The sequence below is a fragment of the Mesorhizobium sp. Cs1299R1N1 genome, from assembly GCF_037179655.1.
Taxonomy (GTDB): domain Bacteria; phylum Pseudomonadota; class Alphaproteobacteria; order Rhizobiales; family Rhizobiaceae; genus Mesorhizobium; species Mesorhizobium salmacidum.
Genome location: NZ_JAPYKR010000002.1, coordinates 694125 through 712223, shown reverse-complemented (window position 1 = coordinate 712223; position 18099 = coordinate 694125). Strand labels below are relative to the sequence as shown.

Annotated in this window: 15 protein-coding genes, 1 pseudogene and 1 riboswitch; of the genes and pseudogenes, 9 read left to right on the top strand and 7 right to left on the bottom strand. The window is 60.4% G+C overall.

Annotated features, from left to right (window positions below; translation table 11 throughout):
- Nucleotides 1–606 precede the first annotated feature (606 nt).
- Entirely contained in the window at nucleotides 607–2946 is a 2340-nt protein-coding gene (metE, locus tag O7A70_RS06785; protein ID WP_337139673.1) for a 5-methyltetrahydropteroyltriglutamate--homocysteine S-methyltransferase, read from the bottom strand.
- 89 nt (nucleotides 2947–3035) lie between these two features.
- Nucleotides 3036–3236: riboswitch (cobalamin riboswitch) on the bottom strand.
- A gap of 506 nt (nucleotides 3237–3742) precedes the next feature.
- Here metE and O7A70_RS06780 point away from each other — a divergent pair.
- From O7A70_RS06780 to O7A70_RS06735, 9 genes and pseudogenes are all read left to right on the top strand, one after another.
- Complete coding sequence (locus O7A70_RS06780; protein ID WP_337139671.1) at nucleotides 3743–4492, top strand: helix-turn-helix transcriptional regulator; 750 nt, start codon at nucleotides 3743–3745, stop codon at nucleotides 4490–4492.
- A 1190-nt stretch (nucleotides 4493–5682) separates the two neighbouring features.
- A pseudogene (locus O7A70_RS06775) lies at nucleotides 5683–6321 on the top strand (heparan-alpha-glucosaminide N-acetyltransferase domain-containing protein); the annotation flags it as partial.
- Nucleotides 6322–6440: 119 nt separating this feature from the next.
- Nucleotides 6441–6770: a hypothetical protein gene (locus O7A70_RS06770; protein WP_337139702.1), complete on the top strand. Its 330-nt coding sequence runs from the start codon at nucleotides 6441–6443 to the stop codon at nucleotides 6768–6770.
- Nucleotides 6771–7820: 1050 nt separating this feature from the next.
- Nucleotides 7821–9782: an ABC transporter ATP-binding protein gene (locus O7A70_RS06760; protein WP_337139672.1), complete on the top strand. Its 1962-nt coding sequence runs from the start codon at nucleotides 7821–7823 to the stop codon at nucleotides 9780–9782.
- Between the two features lie 321 nt (nucleotides 9783–10103).
- Nucleotides 10104–10403 carry a hypothetical protein gene (locus O7A70_RS06755; RefSeq protein ID WP_337128617.1) on the top strand — a complete coding sequence of 100 codons (300 nt, stop codon included), beginning with the start codon at nucleotides 10104–10106 and terminating at the stop codon, nucleotides 10401–10403.
- Nucleotides 10400–10831, top strand: coding sequence for a type II toxin-antitoxin system VapC family toxin (locus O7A70_RS06750; RefSeq protein WP_337128616.1), 432 nt, complete (start codon nucleotides 10400–10402; stop codon nucleotides 10829–10831). The genes O7A70_RS06755 and O7A70_RS06750 overlap by 4 nt, the downstream gene beginning before the upstream one ends.
- 463 nt (nucleotides 10832–11294) lie before the next feature.
- Nucleotides 11295–12044 (top strand): helix-turn-helix transcriptional regulator, encoded by a 750-nt coding sequence (locus O7A70_RS06745; protein WP_337139671.1) that lies wholly within the window; start codon nucleotides 11295–11297, stop codon nucleotides 12042–12044.
- A gap of 75 nt (nucleotides 12045–12119) precedes the next feature.
- Nucleotides 12120–12722, top strand: a complete 603-nt coding sequence (locus O7A70_RS06740) for an acyl-homoserine-lactone synthase (protein ID WP_337139670.1) — start codon at nucleotides 12120–12122, stop codon at nucleotides 12720–12722.
- Nucleotides 12723–12756: 34 nt separating this feature from the next.
- Entirely contained in the window at nucleotides 12757–13200 is a 444-nt protein-coding gene (locus tag O7A70_RS06735) for a LysR family transcriptional regulator (protein WP_337139669.1), read from the top strand.
- On the opposite strand, the gene O7A70_RS06730 is transcribed toward O7A70_RS06735, so the two are convergent.
- The 6 genes from O7A70_RS06730 to trbK-alt are packed head-to-tail and all read right to left on the bottom strand — an operon-like array spanning nucleotide 13197 to nucleotide 18090.
- The gene (locus O7A70_RS06730; protein ID WP_337139668.1) at nucleotides 13197–13421 is read right to left on the bottom strand and encodes a DUF2274 domain-containing protein; all 225 of its coding nucleotides are present in this window, start codon (nucleotides 13419–13421) and stop codon (nucleotides 13197–13199) included. The genes O7A70_RS06735 and O7A70_RS06730 overlap by 4 nt on opposite strands.
- Nucleotides 13418–14629 carry a TrbI/VirB10 family protein gene (locus O7A70_RS06725; RefSeq protein WP_337139667.1) on the bottom strand — a complete coding sequence of 404 codons (1212 nt, stop codon included), beginning with the start codon at nucleotides 14627–14629 and terminating at the stop codon, nucleotides 13418–13420. The genes O7A70_RS06730 and O7A70_RS06725 overlap by 4 nt, the downstream gene beginning before the upstream one ends.
- Complete coding sequence (gene trbG, locus O7A70_RS06720; protein WP_337139666.1) at nucleotides 14626–15639, bottom strand: P-type conjugative transfer protein TrbG; 1014 nt, start codon at nucleotides 15637–15639, stop codon at nucleotides 14626–14628. Before trbG ends, O7A70_RS06725 begins: the two co-directional genes overlap by 4 nt.
- Nucleotides 15640–15686: 47 nt before the next feature.
- Nucleotides 15687–16373, bottom strand: a complete 687-nt coding sequence (trbF, locus tag O7A70_RS06715) for a conjugal transfer protein TrbF (RefSeq protein WP_337128604.1) — start codon at nucleotides 16371–16373, stop codon at nucleotides 15687–15689.
- The gene (trbL, locus tag O7A70_RS06710; RefSeq protein ID WP_337139665.1) at nucleotides 16370–17767 is read right to left on the bottom strand and encodes a P-type conjugative transfer protein TrbL; all 1398 of its coding nucleotides are present in this window, start codon (nucleotides 17765–17767) and stop codon (nucleotides 16370–16372) included. The genes trbF and trbL overlap by 4 nt, the downstream gene beginning before the upstream one ends.
- A complete protein-coding gene (trbK-alt, locus tag O7A70_RS06705) occupies nucleotides 17764–18090 on the bottom strand; it encodes a putative entry exclusion protein TrbK-alt (protein WP_337139664.1) in 327 nt (108 codons plus the stop codon). Before trbK-alt ends, trbL begins: the two co-directional genes overlap by 4 nt.
- Nucleotides 18091–18099 lie beyond the last annotated feature (9 nt).

The following is an 18099-nucleotide window of genomic DNA, read 5'->3' as shown; positions in this document are numbered from 1 at the left end:
CGGTCACTGCGCGCGGCGCCCCAATGAACCCCGGGAGCCAAAGCAGGAACAAACGGGCGCCACGGCTGAACAAGGAGACGGAACGACTGAAAGATCACGTTGACAAAGATCACCCCATACAAGCGAGCGGGCGGCTTTGCGGCATCGTGGACGCTTCCGGTAAGTTGGGGGCGATATCACCCTTGACGTGTGACTACCGCGATCGACGCATGACGATCCCGCGCCCGCTTGGGGAGAATACACCTCGCGCCGAACTCTTGCGTGGATGATCTGGTGGAAGCAATCAGTCGGCCCTTTCAGACGAACGGCGGCCGTCACCCGCCCCACGCATAGGGTTCAAACCGCATCACCTTACGACTCTCAATGTTCAGATGAGCAGATCCGACTGCACGCTGTTAGAGATGCGCTCCGACTCGATGGCATCGTCATTGGCAAGGTGGTCGGTATATTGACCGACGAGTCGGAAGAAGCATCGGACCCAAATCAATGCCGTCAGCGGACTGTCACATTCCCAACGAAATCGGGTTGCCCGTTCACCTCTTGGGTTCACCCAATTTCGATCCGCTTCAGTGCAGTCCGGTCGCAACGGCGAGGCGTGCACTTTTGCTAGGCGGCCCTCGGTGCGTCTCTCAGAAAACGCGCGGCTTCGACCATATTAATGAGTGCCGGACGGACTTCCTCCCACCGACGTGTCTTCAAGCCGCAATCGGGGTTAACCCAAATCTGACTGTCGCGAAGGCGCTGTCGCGCCTGCGAGAGCAGGTTCGTCATCTCGTCGACGCCAGGCACCCGCGGTGAGTGGATATCATAAATGCCCGGTCCGATCTCGTTCGGATAATTGAACTTTTCGAAGGCATCGAGCAACTCCATTTGCGAGCGCGAGGTTTCGATGGAGATCACATCCGCATCCATCGCCGCGATCGCGTCTATTATGTCGTTGAATTCGGAGTAGCACATGTGCGTGTGGATCTGGGTCACATCATACACGCCCGTGGAAGCGAGCCGAAAGCACTCGATGGCCCATTCGAGATAATGCTTCCACTCGGATTTGCGCAGCGGCAAGCCCTCGCGCAGTGCAGCTTCGTCGATTTGAATCACCTTGGCGCCAGCGCTTTCGAGATCACTCACTTCGCCACGTAGGGCGAGCCCGATCTGGCGGCAAACGACCGAGCGCGCCAGATCGTCGCGTACAAAGGACCAGTTCAGAATCGTCACCGGGCCGGTGAGCATGCCCTTAACGGGTTTATTTGTTAGCGATTGAGCGTACCGCCACCAGCGCACCGTCATCGGATTGGGACGCGACACGTCGCCAAAGATGATCGGCGGCCGCACATAACGTGACCCGTAGCTCTGCACCCAGGCCTGCTGCGTGAAGGCGAATCCGGAGAGCTGCTCACCGAAATATTGCACCATGTCGTTGCGTTCAAACTCGCCATGCACCAGCACATCCAGGCCGATCTCCTCCTGCCAACGGATGGCTGCTTCGATCTCCTTCCTCAGGAACGCCTCATAGTCGACATACCTCAGCTCTCCCTTTGCATGGGCGGCACGGGCGTTGCGAATCTCGGGCGTTTGCGGGAAAGAGCCGATCGTCGTAGTCGGGAAAAGCGGTAGGCGGAGCGTTTCGTCCTGAAGCCTGGAGCGCTCAGAAAAGCCGCTTTTCCTGTGCGTCATGTCTTCGTCGATAAAGGCGAGGCGTCCTTCGACCAGCGGATCATGCACCTTCGGGGACGTCAGACGCGCGGCGGCTGCTTGGGTGGAGGACTCCAGCTCTGCTGAAACCGCCTCCCGACCTTCGGACAAGGCCCGGGCGATCGTGGTCAGTTCGTCCATCTTCTGCGCCGCGAATGCGAGCCACGACTTTATGTCCTTATCGAGCGCTGTTTCCAGTTCCAGGTCGATCGGCACATGCAGAAGTGAGCACGAAGGCGCGATCTCCACTCGCTCCAGGGGCCAACCCGCGACGACCGGCTTGATCCGGTCGAGGATGGGGCGCAGATTCGCACGCCAGATGTTGCGACCGTCGATCAGGCCAAGCGAAAGCACCAGGCCTTTTGGGGCAAGGCGGCCCACCGCCTCCAATTGTTCAGGAGCGCGTGCAAGGTCGAGATGCAGGCCCGCCACAGGAAGCGAAAGAGCGGTCTCGAGATTGCCGTCCAATCCGCCGAAATAGGTGGCGAGCATGATCTTTAGCTCCGGGGCCGCTTTGGAAAGACGGTCGTAGGCAAAATTGAACGCGTCTTGCTCGTTTGGAATAAGGTCGAGCACGAGCGCCGGCTCATCGATCTGCACCCAGTCGGCGCCCGCCACTTTCAGGCGGCGCAGGAGTTCCTCATAGACCGGCAGCAGCCGCGGGAGCAGCGCAATTGGGTTGAAGTCTCGAATGGGCGACTTTGCCAGCTTAAGGAAGGTGACGGGCCCAAGAATGACCGGGCGGGTGTGAACGCCGAACGCCCTACCCTCAAGGAAGTGATCCACCGGCTTTGCCGACGACAAAGCAAAGGCCTGGTCGTCGACGAGCTCCGGGACCATGTAGTGGTAGTTGGTGTCGAACCACTTGGTCATTTCCAGCGCGGTAACCGCGTCACTGTGATTGGCATGTTCAAGTCCGGCAGCCTCTCCTTGGCTGCCACGCGCCATGGCAAAATAAGTGTCGAGCGAGACTTCCCCCTCGGTCCAGCCATAACGTGGCGGCACAGCGCCGACCATTGTTGCCGTGTCGAGCACATGATCGTAGAGCGAGAAGTCGTTGGACGGAATTATGGTCACGCCACGGTCGCATTGTTCAGTCCAGTTCGCGACACGCAGCGCCCGCGCCGTTTCGAGAAGGTCGGCAGCAGAAGATTTTCGCGACCAGTAGGCCTCCAGCGCGCGCTTCAACTCGCGACGGCGCCCAATGCGCGGCACGCCAAGTGTGGCAACAGGAACTTTCCGAGAGAGAGACATACCATACCCCGATGATTGGGGCTGGACGCAAGGCAGACGTTGGCAAGCAGACAAAGCCGGTTACCACGCCCACCGAGACACCCCGCCTGTGGACCTTGTTCGCCGAGGCAGGTCTCCTGGCTCGCGGGTCGACACCTCTGCCCGTCTTCCCGAGGCGCATAGCCTCAGTGACTTGAGTGGGCTTGGCTCGCCGCTTACAGTTGCGGGGGCAGCGCCGGCATCTTCACCGGCTTCCCTCTTAGCTCTGATGCGACTAACCGGATCAGAGAACCACGACAATCCGACACTGGCCGAAGGGAAGATTCCTGTCAAGCGGACATAAACAAATCTTTATGCCGTTATTCGATTTTGTTGTCGCTCGTACGGGTGATAGCTGCGAAGCCGATTGAATGCGACCATCCTTGAAGAGCGCGAAGGCAAGCCCTTCCGCTTCCTCCCCACTGTCCTGATGGCGAACTGTTGCAGGGCCATACCGCCTGTTGTTGGGGGTTGACTCCGACCATGCTGGAAGCAACATTTCCGATATACTCGAAATGAGCATAGGCAGATGCAAGCACACGCCATTGCCCGGCATCCGGCAATACAATACATGCGAGGGAACGGATCGGTCGGCCGGCTTCGCGGTTGGCATCCGCGGTCGACCTACCCCGAGCAACTCGCTCAACTGGTGCAAAAAGAATCGAGGAGAGTTGTCGACCAGCACCGGTCGGCCAGCAATGCGGCAGCTTGATGCCTGCAATCCCACCCGAGAGCCCCAAACCACCCACTACCATCACCATCATGGAAGCAATGCGTTATGGAAGCACCTGCGCTTTGGCGTCGGCACCTCGATGACACGTTCGAGTTTCTCAATCAGATCCGCAAGAGTTCAAGCCAGCAGGAAATCTGCCAGCACCTGATTTCCTATGCCGAGCGGTTTGGCGCCAGAAACGTCCTGGCAGGACCGATCCCACCGCCGCGTGCGCTGAGGCGCGAGCAGATTTCCCATGTGCTGCTCGACGCCTGGCCACGGCAATGGTCCGAGCGCTATTTCTCCAAAGGCTATCTCCATCGCGACCCTACCATTCAGCTTGTGAAGCGTGGGACCACGCCCTTCCGGTGGAGCGAGATTGATCAAGTTTCCCGGGTTTGTTCCTTCGGGCGACAGATCATGGCGGAGGCATCAGAGTTTAATCTGCGTGACGGCTTTACGATTCCGTTCGCGACACTGAACGGACAGCCGGTTGGATTTTCCGTTGCAGGGGAGAAGCTCGAGCCGGGTCCTCACGACCGTCTCGCCTTTCAGTTTGTCGCCGCTTGCGCCTTCGGATGCGCGGCCCTTCTTGCGGATGGCAAACAGGCCTCGAAACCAGTGCGTCTGTCACCTCGACAACAGGATGTCCTGCGCTGGGTTGCCGAAGGCCTCACCGTGGAGCAGGTCGCTGATCGCCTGAACGTCAGCCGCAACACGGCAGATACGCATCTGCGATTGATGCGCCAGAGGCTCGGTGTGACAAACAACGTGCAGGCCGTCACGACAGCTTTCCGCCTGGGGCTGATCAGCTAGCCTCACGCAATCGCGTGATGCCGCATCGGTCCGCGATGAACCATTGGTTGACCTCGAAACTGGAGGACAACCGAGATGCTCGGGCTCAGCGACAGCATCAAGTCATCCTGGCACGACTGCATAGACAAGCCAGATCTCAATCGCTTTGTTGTTTGCCTGCCCGGCGATGGCTGTGCGGTCGCCGAACAGTCTTCGCGCCTGGGTCTATGATCTCCACATCGGTCGGCGCGAGCATCGACCCGTAATCGACGACCAGTTGTTCGGCGCGGACGCGGCATAGAATGCCCGCCGAAACGCCGCCGTACGGCAACCGAGATCGCGCGCGGTTGCTACGCGAGATCCCATTCCAGGCTGAACCCGCATTCCGCGATCCACAGCTCGGCCTCGTCAGCGCCATCGACCAGCCCAGGTCTTGCCAGCTTGAGAATGCCGCTGTCAAAAAGGACGACTGTCCGAAGGCCGGCCCGCGCCAGTTCCAAACCTGCGAAGCACCGAGTCGCACGGCAGCCTATAAGAACCGCCTTTTTCCACGCAGGCAGTCCGTCGCAGAGCCAAATCGCTCTTGCCTGCACGCTCGCCGCGACAAGCCGGGTTCGTGGCGACAGAGCTTGCCATTTGCCGCGCTGCGGGGGCATCAGAAGCCAACAATAACCGCTTGTCTTCGGCCGTATTCGACTGCTGGCGCAAACACGACGGCCGGTAAGTCACAACGGAAAGCCACTGAAGGCGTTTTCGGCGCTTCTTTGAGAGAGTATCCGTCGCATGATTCTAAGCCCGTGAGCTCACGGCGCCGTGCTGTACCCCAATCTTTGTCGAGCGAAGTCCACAGGTGCCCGGCGTTCGCTCGCCAGCTTCTTGAATTGGTCGTCGTCAGTCCCGTCGCCGAAAAAGGCGTGCCGCCTCACTTCGTGATGTCAGTCGTTCGTCGCATATCCGACATTCCGGCCTATCGATCAGCATCTCGACAGCTTTGGCACGGCATGTGCGTGCCTAGCGACAACCCGGCTCCGCCTCGGATCAGGAGAAATCAACCACCCAGCTCGCCAAACCCGCAGTCGTGTCGGCTGATTGCGCGACCGCCCCACGCTGCGGTGACCTGTTCCCGTTAGGGTGCGTCTTGCGGCCACGAGCTTGCTGCGCGCTCGGATTTATCCCCCGGGCGACGCGTCGCCAACGCACTCGAGGACGCCATGAGCTTTTTTCGACACAATTCGACCTTGGAGGCTAACGCCCGTGTGGCAGGAGGTGCCAATTCGGGTCGTCACTCGCCGGCAAACCGACTTGTCGGCGTCGACCTGGCGCGCGGATTGGCTGTGTTCGGCATGTACGCCGCACATGTCGGACCCTCTCCACGCGAAGGGGGGGTCACCGGCTTTATTCTAGAACTCGCTCATGGTCGCTCTTCCGCGCTCTTCGCCTTCTTGGCGGGGTTCTCCCTTGTCCTCATCACTGGAAGGGTCCCAAAGACAGCACAAGCAGGTCGCCAAGCTCAGATCAAAGTGGTGATACGCGCGCTCATCCTGCTAAGCTTAGGTATGCTGCTGCAAGAGATCGGAACGCCGGTGCGTGTGGTCCTCTCCTGTTACGGACTGTGCTTTCTTCTGGTTCTTCCACTCTACCGGCTCGATTCTTTCGCGCTCGCAGCCATAGCACTTTCGACGGCACTTGTGTTTCCTCAGCTAAGATTCCTGATCAACGGAGTGATGGACAAGGGGATGGCCCACCCGCTTGTTACCCTGTTGATTAGCGGGGCGTACCCTGTCGTGACATGGATACCATTCATGATCGCAGGCATGGCGGTCGCACGTCTGAATCTGACGAAAATGACCACCCGCCAGTGGTTGGCGACCGCTGGAATAGCGCTCGCCGTCCTTGGATATGGAGGGTCCGCGCTCGCCTTGCACTATGTGCCTGGGGTCGCACAGACGATCACCGCGCAGGCCGGGAGGTGGGCGCGCTCTGGTGGTCGGATGTGGGCGGATTCAACTCGGCGATGGCGTTCGGGGACGAGGCCGTTTGGTTGTGGGTGGCCTCACCTCACACTGAGACCACCTTCTCGATCCTGGGGAACACCGGCGTCGCCCTCCTAGTTCTGGCGATCAGCCTGGCCGTTTCCGACACGCGTCTTCACGTGCTGACCGCTCCAATCGCGACTGTCGGTTCCATGTCGTTGACGGCTTATGTCCTGCACATCGGGGGAATCTGGGTGCTCCAACCAGGATCATCCTCACTCTACCTGCTGGGATTCTTGCTCGCAATCAGTGCGTTCGCAATGTGATGGAGGCGCGCCGTTCGGCAGAGGTCCGCTCGAGGCGCTGATGGGCGGAGCCGCAAACTTGTCTCGGTGCGTCCCTTAGCACTGCGCCAGACCGAGCGATGAGTATGCACCAGATCCCCGGTCTTTGAGCTCCTCCGATTTCCGCTACGCCGAAAACTGATCGGCATATCGGGGAATTTGGTTTCGTGTAGGTGCGACCGTGACACGAATCGCCACTTTCATACTCGTTGGGAGCCACAGAATTCCTCGACTCGATAGGACGCAACCTCCATGGGTAGAGTCCGCCGAGTGACAAGATTCGCGATGATCCGCGTCGCAGCCGTGTGGGTCGGGCCGAGGTGCCCATGACCGGTGGCGTAGTTGACGCGCCTGGCCTTCGTGGATCCCGAGATAGGGACGCAAGGTCGAGTTGTGACGCGTTACCTACTTCACACAAACGTCGGTAGCAAAATTGTGAAACCCCCGCCGTCGGAATCGCTCGGGGCATGGATGTCGTCGCAGCGCGATGAGGATCTGTTAATCGCGTCGCTACGGAGATCTGCCGCGGTATTTTGGAGAGTTGAGGAACTCGAACGTTTCATCGAGGACGACCGAAATGCCGAGTACCTCACCTGATCGAAATTGGCGCTCGCCGAGATCGTGCTGGAAGCCCTGCATCGTGTCAGGCCCGGAGCCCCGGTACTAAGGCGCTCAGGAGATCGACGCCGAGCCTTGGCATATAAGCGCCAGGCCGCGGAACCAGCCACATCGTACCCAGGAATAGATAGGCGGCGTCGCGTCGTGTCCCCTTCGCTGAACTGGTATCGGTTGCCCAACGCGAGCGGGATTTCGACGAACGCAGCAGGGTAACGCATGTCCGACAATGTCGGCCATCGGACTGCGCTTCGACAATCGTACCCATCCCGTTGAAGGGCTTTGACCTGGCACGGCGTTTGCGCAGCAGATTGGCAATCAGCCTGCAACTCGGCTCAGGAGAAATCATCCCCATCTCAGCGTGCCGAACCCGCAGTGGAGTCGGAAATAGAGCGAGCTCCGCCGACCGAAACGAGCATGACCGACACAAAGGCAAGGAGCAGTCCATTGATCCTTCGCATCAGAGGACGCGAGGTTTTTAGTATGAAAAGCCCGAATGGCAAAAATCCCAAAGCTCCTCAACCAAAGGCTCCTTGTCACAATACGTCCTCGCCACCGGGCGCGCGTTCGACGAAGAAGCGGCTCGGCACGCTTCACGCCATAGCCCTGTTTATCGCCATGGTTTGGCGCACAAGCCCGTATCTAACAACGTCCACATTGCTGTTGAGGCTTGTCGATGCGGTGCTTCCCGTCAGCAAACTCTATGTCGGCAAGCTCATCATCGACGAGGTCAGCCACCAAATCCAATTGGGGGCGCCCGCCCTGTCCTTTCATGACGAGCAGTTGCATCAGCTTTTATTGTTGATCGCGGCCGGGCTCGGGCTGGCCGTGTTCACCGATTTGTTTAGCCGCGTCAGCTCTCTCGTGGAAGATGTACTTGCCGAGCGCGTTACAATCGCCTCAAGCGTCCGTCTTATGGAACATGCCGCGACGCTGGATCTAAAGGATTTCGAGGACGCCGAATTTCAGGACCAGCTCGAACGTGCGCGCGTCCAGACAAGCAATTCCATGACGTTGCTCTCCCTTTTTTATCAGGCGGCGGGCATGATAAAGGCAATTAGCTTCGCAGCCGGCCTTTTGATCATTGCTCCCTGGCTGGTCGTTCTGCTGTTGATCGCGGTGGTGCCGGCATTTCTCGGCGAATTCTATTTCAATGCGAGGAGCTATTCGCTCCATTTCAGCCGCACGCCCGCGCAGCGCGAGCATAGCTATGTACGCCTGACGGCAACCAGCGTGGAGGCGGCCAAAGAGGTTAAGATTTTCGGCTTGAGCCGCTTTCTCATCGATCGTTATGTGCAGCTTGCAGACCAATTCTATACCGCCAACCGCAAGCTAGCAGTACGGCGCACGATGTGGAGCGGTTTATTCACCGCCGTCGGCACGATGGCCTATTATGGCGCTTACGCATACATCGTATGGGGTACGCTACAGGGAAACTTCACCGTTGGCGACCTTACGTTCCTCGCCGGTTCATTCCTGCAACTGAGCGGTGCGGTGGAATCGCTGCTGTTGGGTTTCGCCAGAACCGCCGGTCAGGCGGAGTACCTCAAGGACCTGTTCTCGTTCTTTGACTTAGAGCCTGAAATCCTGACGCCCGAGGACCCGCTGCCGGTCCCTTGTCCAATCCGAGAAGGCTTCGTCTTCGAAGATGTGGGATTCCAATATCCGGGAACGGAGCGGTGGGCGGTGCGCGGTCTCAGCTTCATGCTACGGGCCGGAGAGGTGTTGGCGCTGGTTGGGGAAAATGGTGCCGGCAAGACCACGCTGGTTAAGCTGCTGGCGCGCCTCTACGATCCCAATGAGGGCCGGATTCTACTCGATGGCAAGGATTTGCGCGAATACGATCTGGACGAACTGCGCAATTCGATCGGCGTGATCTTCCAGGATTTCGTTCGCTACAACATGACTGCTAACGACAATATCGCGGTTGGCCGCATCAAGGCGCGCGAGGATAGAGATCGCGTAGAACGTGCCGCCGAACGCAGCCAAGCCGGCCAGGTCATCGGCAGGCTGCCGGGCGGATATGACCAGATGATCGGCAAGCAATTTAACAGTGGTGTGGAGCTGTCAGGCGGGGAATGGCAGAAGATCGCGATCGCTCGTGCCTACATGCGAGGTGCCGAGCTATTAATCCTGGATGAACCGACGGCCGCACTCGACGCGCGTTCGGAATCCGAGGTGTTCCGGCGCTTCAAGGAACTGAGCAAGGGCAAAACATCGGTTCTGATTTCCCATCGCTTTTCCAGCGTGCGGATGGCTGACCGGATCCTGGTGCTGGCCGACGGAAAGGTTGAGGCGCAGGGTACACATGAGGAGCTTTTGGCCGAGTGCGGTCGCTACGCCGAGCTCTTCGAACTCCAGGCCGCTGGATATCGCTAGGGGCCTGTTGGCTCGTCAGCGCGAACGGCAACTTTCAAAAACCCAGCTGGCCTGCCATGCAGGGGGACAGCGCCTTCGATTTGCCAGAGTGGGATTGTTCACCCACCAATCGGAAATAAAGCCCACCATAACTCACAAACGAAGAACCACGCCATCCCCACAGATCGTGGTGCGATTTTTCGCTTCGGCCCTACGCAGACCAACCTGACGAGCACGTCCGTCTCGTCCTGCCGTCCGCCGCGTTGCGCCCGCACTAACCGCCCTACTCCTTGCTGAAATCCCCGTTTCTGGCTATATTACTGGAAATATCAGAGGTTCACTATGGGAAGTTCACAGAAACGTGCGATCCAACAGTACCGCTCCCGACTTGCCCTGCGCGGCTTAACGCGTTTCGAAGTGCTTGGTCGGGACGCCGATCGCGATCTTATCCGATCGCTTGCCCGGCGCCTGTCGGAGGATACCCCCGAAGCTTCAGAACTTCGCGCGACGGTGAGCAAGTCGATCGCCGGCGAGCCCCCCAAGCCTGGCCGAATCCTCGCCGTTTTGCTGCGGTCGCCGCTGGTGGGCGCCGATCTCGATTTTTCGCGGCCCCGCGAAGAAGGGCGCAAGGTCGATCTGTGACGCGCTACCTGCTTGATACCAACATCATCAGTAATGTAGTCAAACCGCAGCCATCGGAATCGCTCATGGCATGGATGTCGTCTCAGCGGGACGATGATCTGTTCATCGCGTCGCTGACGCTTGCGGAGATCCGCCGCGGTGTTTTGGAGAAGCCGCAAGGCAAAAAGCGCGACGCGCTCGACAAGTGGTTCTCGGGGTCTGACGGGCCGCAAGCGCTTTTTGCGAATCGTATCCTCTCGTTCGACGACAAGGCGGCGCTGATCTGGGCCCGACTGATGGCCGAAGGGAGAGCGGCCGGCCAGCCACGCAGCGGGCTCGACATGATCATAGCCGCTGTCGCCGGCGCGAACGAGTGCGTGGTGGTGACGGATAACGAAAAGGACTTTGCAGGACTCGAATTCGTCAATCCGTTACGCGGAGCGGTGTGACCCGTAGGCGGGTTACAGAATGCTCGGAAGGGCAAGACGGCTGGACTCAGATATGGGGGGCTGATTCCACATCGGCTGCGGGCTCTTCAGTTTCTCCCGCTTGCGCCACCTGACTGTCGCAGGGCCATACTGCCTGTTGTCGGGGGTTGACTCCGACGAGGCTGGAAGCAACATTCCTGATATACTCGAAGTGAGCATAGGAGAGGCAATCACACGCCATTTCCCAAGGCATCCGGCAGGCGCGCGAGGGAACGGACCGCTCCGCCGGTCGGTCTCAGCTCCGCCGTTGGCATCAAGGCCGCTGTCGACCTTAACCCGAGCAACTCGCTCAACTGATGCAACAAGAATCGAGGAGAGTTGTCGACCAGCACCGGTCGGCCAGCGACGCGGCAGCTTGATGCCTTGCAACCCCACCCGAACCCCAAACCACCCACTACCATCACCATCATGGAAGCAATGCGTTATGGAAGCACCTGCGCTTTGGCGTCGGCACCTCGATGACACGTTCGAGTTTCTCAATCAGATCCGCAAGAGTTCAAGCCAGCAGGAAATCTGCCAGCACCTGATTTCCTATGCCGAGCGGTTTGGCGCCAGAAACGTCCTGGCAGGACCGATCCCACCGCCGCGTGCGCTGAGGCGCGAGCAGATTTCCCATGTGCTGCTCGACGCCTGGCCACGGCAATGGTCCGAGCGCTATTTCTCCAAAGGCTATCTCCATCGCGACCCTACCATTCAGCTTGTGAAGCGTGGGACCACGCCCTTCCGGTGGAGCGAGATTGATCAAGTTTCCCGGGTTTGTTCCTTCGGGCGACAGATCATGGCGGAGGCATCAGAGTTTAATCTGCGTGACGGCTTTACGATTCCGTTCGCGACACTGAACGGACAGCCGGTTGGATTTTCCGTTGCAGGGGAGAAGCTCGAGCCGGGTCCTCACGACCGTCTCGCCTTTCAGTTTGTCGCCGCTTGCGCCTTCGGATGCGCGGCCCTTCTTGCGGATGGCAAACAGGCCTCGAAACCAGTGCGTCTGTCACCTCGACAACAGGATGTCCTGCGCTGGGTTGCCGAAGGCCTCACCGTGGAGCAGGTCGCTGATCGCCTGAACGTCAGCCGCAACACGGCAGATACGCATCTGCGATTGATGCGCCAGAGGCTCGGTGTGACAAACAACGTGCAGGCCGTCACGACAGCTTTCCGCCTGGGGCTGATCAGCTAGCCTCACGCAATCGCGTGATGCCGCATCGGTCCGCGATGAACCATTGGTTGACCTCGAAACTGGAGGACAACCGAGATGCTTCATGTCGTCACGTCGCACAATGCCGACGAATATCAGGCGGAACTGGATCAGGCGTTCCGTCTTCGTCACAGGGTGTTTGTCGAGGAAAAGGGTTGGACGGACCTGTGGCGTGAAGACGGTCGTGAAGTCGACCGCTTTGACGACAGGCGTGCCGTCCACATGCTCTTCACCGAGCAGGGCCGTGTGGTCGGCTACCAACGCTTGCTGCCGTCGATGCCACCTCACCTTCTGTCGGACATTCTACCGGAGTTGTGCGAAGGCACCCGTCCAGTGGGAGAAAACATCTGGGAATGGTCGCGTTACTGCGTCGAGCCGCAATATCGCGAACGCGGACGGATGCTGAGCCCGGTTGCCAATGCGCTGCTGTCCGGCATCGTCGAGTGGGGCTTGGGTAGCGGGGTGGACACAATCATTATCGAAATGAACCCGCTGTGGCTGCTGCGCCTGGTTCAGTTGCATTTCAAGGTGACGCCGCTGGGATTGCCGAAAATGATCGCCGGGGAAGAGACTGTCGCGGTGACAGCCTGTTTTGATGAGCGCACGCTGCAAAGGCTTCGTGAAACGCGCAGCCCAGGTAGCAATAAATCCACGCCGTAATCACAAGCCTTGGTCCGCGCATGGAAGAGGTGCCATGCGCCGCTCCATCCAGCTTCTCACACTTCATTTTGCGACCGTCGTCGCCGAGGAAGGCAGCTTCCTCGGCGCATCCCGACGGCTGCGGATTCATCATTCCGCGCTCAGCAGGCGCATAAAAGATCTCGAATTGAGGCTGGGCGTGACTTTGTTTGAACGCCACCCCGGCGGGGTCAGAGCTACGGCCCCTGGCGAAACTTTCCTGGCCAAAATACGAAATATCTTGAAAGAGCTGGACGATACGCTCCAGGGGATTGAGTCAGCCGACTCGGCAAAGAGCGGTGAGCTATCGGCAGGATCAGATAGGCAGCTCTGCAATTGCGCGTTCCTCAAAGCCGTCGTTGGATCATTGGGCAAAGATCCGGAGGTGACTGATTTCATCGACTTTCTGCGCAAGCATACTCGGGCCCCCGATACGCCAGCAGCATCCGCCCGAGACTAGCTCTTTTTCAGGCCGCGCCGGACCCGGGCGAAGGCCCGATCCGTGGCCATAAACCGCGACACCATGGGCGCGATCAATTTCGCCGGATCTGCAGGTTGGCCGGTGTCGCGGCCGAGGACCTCGGCGTAGGCGACCAGATCGCGATGAACGGTGGCTGGCAATTCGACCGTGATCTTGACCGGCCGATCATCGGGAATGGCGGAGAGTTTCAGCTTGGTCATGACGGATCCTTCTGCGCGCCGTAGGGCTCCAGAACGAGATCGCGATTGATGATGATCCGAACCGGGAACCCCGGCCGGATGGTCAGCGTCGGCTGGACGGTAAGCTGATTGCGCACGACCTGCTGGCCAATATTGGAAGCGGAATCCTGTGCGCTTTCGCGAATGGCCTTGGCGATATCGCTTTCGTCGTTGCTGGAACCAAGAGACGTCCCTATCCCGAGTAGGGTCGAGAGCGCGGCAGCCCGGAACAGCTGCCCCCAGTGATGGTCGACCTCGTCCTCGAGCCCGGAGAACCCTTCAGTATCCGCGCCCTGCTGGCGCTCCAGCACGATGGAGGTGCCATTGGGCATAATGAGCCGGTTCCACACCAGCAACACGCGCGACTGGCCGAAGGCGACCTCGCTGTCGTACTGGCCGATCAGTCTAGCGCCCTGCGGAATGAGCAGGTAAGATCCTGTCGAGCTGTCGAAGACATTCTCCGTGACCTGGGCGGTGATCTGGCCGGGAAGATCGGATCGAATACCGGTGATGAGAGCGGCCGGGATGATGGTTCCGGCCTGCACGACGTAGGGCGAGGCTTTTTCGGCGAGACGATCGGGACTGACGGTGCGGCGGTCGGGCGTTGCATTGACGAAGGCAGTTTTGCGGTCCTGCCCATTTTGCGCTGAGTTCGGCTCAAGCGCGGGCTGTTTGGGCGAGGGCGCGGACTCGGACGAGGCGCCGCCGCCGTCATTTGCGCCAGAACTCTGTCGCGCTGGATTGGCCCGCGCGTTGCTGTCGGTGAATAGCTTCGCCACGCGGGCGGCCTCGATCTCGGCCAGGCGGCGTTGTTCGTCAGGATCGGCGCGCGGTGTGCGGATGTCTGGCACCTGGATCTGTTGTCCGCGCTCTTGCGCGCGCAGGATCGGTCGTCCGAGATCGCCAGGCAAAGCAGGCCCAAGTTTCGGGACACCTGAATAGTCCATCGGCAGCACCTGCAGTCCGTCGGCGGTGGTGCGATTTTCGGTGGTGAACAGTTCGGATGGTTGCTCGTTGCCGCGCCGTCTGGTGTCCAGCGCCCAAATTAGCGTGCCAAGGATCGCAACGCTTGCGACGCCGCCAAGGCCAACGAGCACCTTGCGCGACAGTCGCGTCACCCTGGCGGGTTCGGGCCGCAGCCGCAGTTCCGCGGCCATATCCGAGTTCGGTGAAGTGGCGGTGTCGCTCATCGAAACAGCCCAACGCTACGCTGTGGCTTTCTTCCGTCAGTCCGCACGATCCGAACGCGTTTCTCGCTGGTCTTGTCGCCCAGCCTCAGTTCAGCCGCGGCAAACAGCCGGTCGACGACATAGTAGTTTTGCCGGGCGCGGTAGTTGACCAGTTCAGAGCCACCGGACGGACCAACAACGAAGAGCGGCGGCATTTCACCCTGACCGATGCCCGATGGGAACTCGATGTAGACTTTTGCGCCATCGTCGAAAGCGCGCAGCGGCCTCCAAGGTGCTGGGTCACCCTCGATGCGATAGCGGAAGTTGAGTTTCTGGATGTCGACGCCCGAAGCCACAGACTGCGAAACGGAAGCCTGCGCGTTCTGCCGACGCAGGGCAATCAACTGGTCCTGCGGATACTGCCAGGAGACAGAGGCCATGTAGGTTTTCTCGGTCGACCGCAGTTCGAGATGATAGGTGCGCCGGTCGCTGTTGATGACAAGATTGGTCTGGAGATCGGGACGCGTCGGCTTGACGAGAATATGGACCTGAAGCCGGTCCCCTGCTCCGCTCTGCGTATCGCCGATAATCCAGCGCACCGTGTCGCCAGCGGCGACGGGGCCGGAGCCGACAAGCTGCTCGCCGGGCTGCAGGGCGATATCGGTGACCTGTCCGGGCGCGGCATAGATTTGATAGAGCGCCCCCTCGCTCCAGGGGTAGAGCTGGATCGCGTTGATAAAGCCGTCGCGAACGGGCTGCATCCGCGCGGCCTCGTTCGCCTGGCTGAGGCGCTGCTTGGGATCGGCCGGCTCGGTCTTTGCCCTACCACTTTCGACCGGCTTCAATTGGCCGGGTAGCGGGAGTGGTTTTGGAAGCTCCACCACCTTCACCGGACCGGGCGGGTCGGCTTTCCGCAGAGCGGGTGCGGCATCATCATAACCGACCTCCGGCGGAATGTATCTTTTCGAGGCGCAACCGACGAGCGCTGTCGCCGACAGCAGCCCTACGGCAAGCAAGCACGTGATCGACATGCTGCGCGCGTTCTGTGGCGCCGGATTCCGTGTTTGTGCCGCACGCATCATGAGAGCTCCTTCGACCAGTTTATGGCGTTGACGTAGACACCGAGCGGATTGGCCTTCAGCCGCTCGGCATCGCGGGGTTGTTGAATGACGATGGTGAGGATGGCGGTCCAACGCTCGGTACTGGCCAGGCTGCCGTTCTCGTAGCGGCGCTCGGTCCAGGCGACACGAAACGAATCCGGCGAGGCACGGATGACGCTGGAGACGTCGATCGCGACCTGGATCTTGCCAACCTTGGCAAAAGGATCGTTCAACCGGGCGTAGTCGTTGAGAGAGACGGCGCCGCGATCGGTCGTGTAGTCGTAGGCGCGCAACCAGTTCTGGCGGACGATGACCGGATCGTCCGCGATGCTTCGCACCTGCTCGATGAAGCGGGCGAGATGCCATGCGATCTGCGGATCGGTTGGCTTGAAGTCGGCCGTGGCCGAGGCGACCACCTGCGCCTCGCCGAACTTGTCGACCTGGACGACCCAGGGAACGACGGAGCCGCGCGCCGACTGCCAGACCAATGCCGCGGCGAAGCCACCGGCGAGCACGAGCGAACCGAAGGCCATCAATCGCCAGTTTTTCGCCTGCACCCGGGCCGAGCCGATGCGCTCATCCCAAGCCTGCGCGGCACGCTGGTAGGGCGTCTCGGGCTGGGGCCTCGTGCCATAACGAACGGAAGGTCGTTTGAAAGGATTCATCGGTGGTCATCCTGATGGAGAGAAACATTCATCGAGCCGCCGCCATGATCGCCCGAGCGGATGGAATGAGCGGCCGTGCTGGCGCCATGGCTGATGGCCTGGCTGCGCTTCATCCGAGTGGCCCATTCCGGCGGAGAGCCGGCTGTGGAGTTCGAAGGGGATGCGGTGGGCGATCCGGCAAAGGAGGAACTGTTTGCGGCTTCGCCGGTACTGCCAACCGCGGATTGTCCGCCGGTCGCCGTCCACCCGGCAGAGCGACCGGATTGATTGCTGCTGCTCAGCCCCGACGCAGCGCGCGACATGGCTTGTTTGACCGGCTGAACAGCGGCCCCAACCCCGGCGCGCGCGACACCGCCGAGGCCGGCGACGACCGCGCCCGCACCACTGTGTCCTGAGGCAGCAGTGGCGAGCCCATAGGCCGTCGATGTACTTCCCGCCACATGAGCGCCGCCTCGCGCCGCGGCAGCCGACATGCGGCCTCCGGTGCCGACGGCACTTGCAGCAGCACTCAGTCCCGCACGGGTGCCCATGTAATCCGCCGCGCCAAGACCGGCGGCGGCGAGGCTGGTGCCGACGGCTGCACCTGCACCGAGTTGCGGGGCGCCGGAGACAAGACCCGTCGCAATGCCCGGGCCGAAGATCGAAAGCCCCATCAGGGAAAGCGCGCCGAGCACAAGCGACAGTGCATCGGTGATCGTGGGTTGTTCGGCGAAGCCTTGGGTGAACTCGCCAAACAGGCCCGAGCCGATCCCGACGATGACGGCGAGCACGAGGATCTTGACGCCCGAGGCCACGATATTACCGAGTACCTTTTCGGCGAGGAAAGCCGTCCTGTTGAACAGCGCAAACGGGATCAACACGAAGCCGGCAAGTGTCGTCAGCTTGAACTCGATCAGCGTGACGAAGATCTGCACGGCCAGAATGAAGAAAGCGATGAGCACGATCGCCCAGGCCACCATCAGAACGACGATCTGGACAAAGTTCTCGAAGAAGGAGACGTAGCCCATCAATTGGCTGGCGGCTTCGAGGATCGGATTGCCGGCGTCGATGCCGACCTGCGCGATTCGGCCTGGCTGCAGCAGCGCAGAACCGGAAAGTGTCGACCCTCCCGCCTTCAGGCCGAGCCCCGAAAAGCTCTCGAAGACGATGCCGGCGAGCCGATTGAAGTTGCCGATGATGAAGGCGAAGAAGCCGATATAAAGCGTTTTCTTCACCAACCGATGCAGCACGTCCTCATCGGCGCCCCAGGCCCAGAACAGGCCGGCGAGCGTGATGTCGATGACGATCAGAGTCGAAGTGAGAAAGGCGACCTCGTTTCCGAGCAGGCCGAAGCCGGAATCGATGTAGCGGGTGAAGGTTTCGAGAAACCGGTCAATGACGCCGGCGTCGTTCATGGCGTCTTGTCCTCGCCGAGCGAGCGGTCGATCCGGCCGAAGCGGTCGTCGGCCGGCCAAGCCGGTTTGTCGCGATTGCTGGGCCTGAAGAAGCGGCGCCGGCTTTCTTCCCAAGCCGCTTTGCAGGCAATGTCGCGGGTGGCCTGTTCGCCGAGCGTGCGGCAACGCATGAGCTCACCGACCAGCGGACCGCCATCGGGGTCTGCCGGGCGCAGGGTTGGCGGAACGGTGTATTTGTCGTCATTGCGCGAGATGATGGTGATGGCGACCGCTAGTGCGAGCGCCGTCACCCCGATCAAGCGGGCGGTTGTCTTCACGTCCATCGGAGAAGT

Excerpts from the sequence above, each read along its gene's own strand:
- metE (WP_337139673.1), bottom strand. The coding sequence starts at position 2,946 with ATGTCTCTCTCTCGGAAAGTTCCTGTTGCCACACTTGGCGTGCCGCGC.
- O7A70_RS06780 (WP_337139671.1), top strand. The coding sequence starts at position 3,743 with ATGGAAGCACCTGCGCTTTGGCGTCGGCACCTCGATGACACGTTCGAG.
- O7A70_RS06760 (WP_337139672.1), top strand. The coding sequence starts at position 7,821 with ATGACCGACACAAAGGCAAGGAGCAGTCCATTGATCCTTCGCATCAGA.
- O7A70_RS06755 (WP_337128617.1), top strand. The coding sequence starts at position 10,104 with ATGGGAAGTTCACAGAAACGTGCGATCCAACAGTACCGCTCCCGACTT.
- O7A70_RS06745 (WP_337139671.1), top strand. The coding sequence starts at position 11,295 with ATGGAAGCACCTGCGCTTTGGCGTCGGCACCTCGATGACACGTTCGAG.
- O7A70_RS06740 (WP_337139670.1), top strand. The coding sequence starts at position 12,120 with ATGCTTCATGTCGTCACGTCGCACAATGCCGACGAATATCAGGCGGAA.
- O7A70_RS06735 (WP_337139669.1), top strand. The coding sequence starts at position 12,757 with ATGCGCCGCTCCATCCAGCTTCTCACACTTCATTTTGCGACCGTCGTC.
- O7A70_RS06730 (WP_337139668.1), bottom strand. The coding sequence starts at position 13,421 with ATGACCAAGCTGAAACTCTCCGCCATTCCCGATGATCGGCCGGTCAAG.
- O7A70_RS06725 (WP_337139667.1), bottom strand. The coding sequence starts at position 14,629 with ATGAGCGACACCGCCACTTCACCGAACTCGGATATGGCCGCGGAACTG.
- trbG (WP_337139666.1), bottom strand. The coding sequence starts at position 15,639 with ATGTCGATCACGTGCTTGCTTGCCGTAGGGCTGCTGTCGGCGACAGCG.
- trbF (WP_337128604.1), bottom strand. The coding sequence starts at position 16,373 with ATGAATCCTTTCAAACGACCTTCCGTTCGTTATGGCACGAGGCCCCAG.
- trbL (WP_337139665.1), bottom strand. The coding sequence starts at position 17,767 with ATGAACGACGCCGGCGTCATTGACCGGTTTCTCGAAACCTTCACCCGC.
- trbK-alt (WP_337139664.1), bottom strand. The coding sequence starts at position 18,090 with ATGGACGTGAAGACAACCGCCCGCTTGATCGGGGTGACGGCGCTCGCA.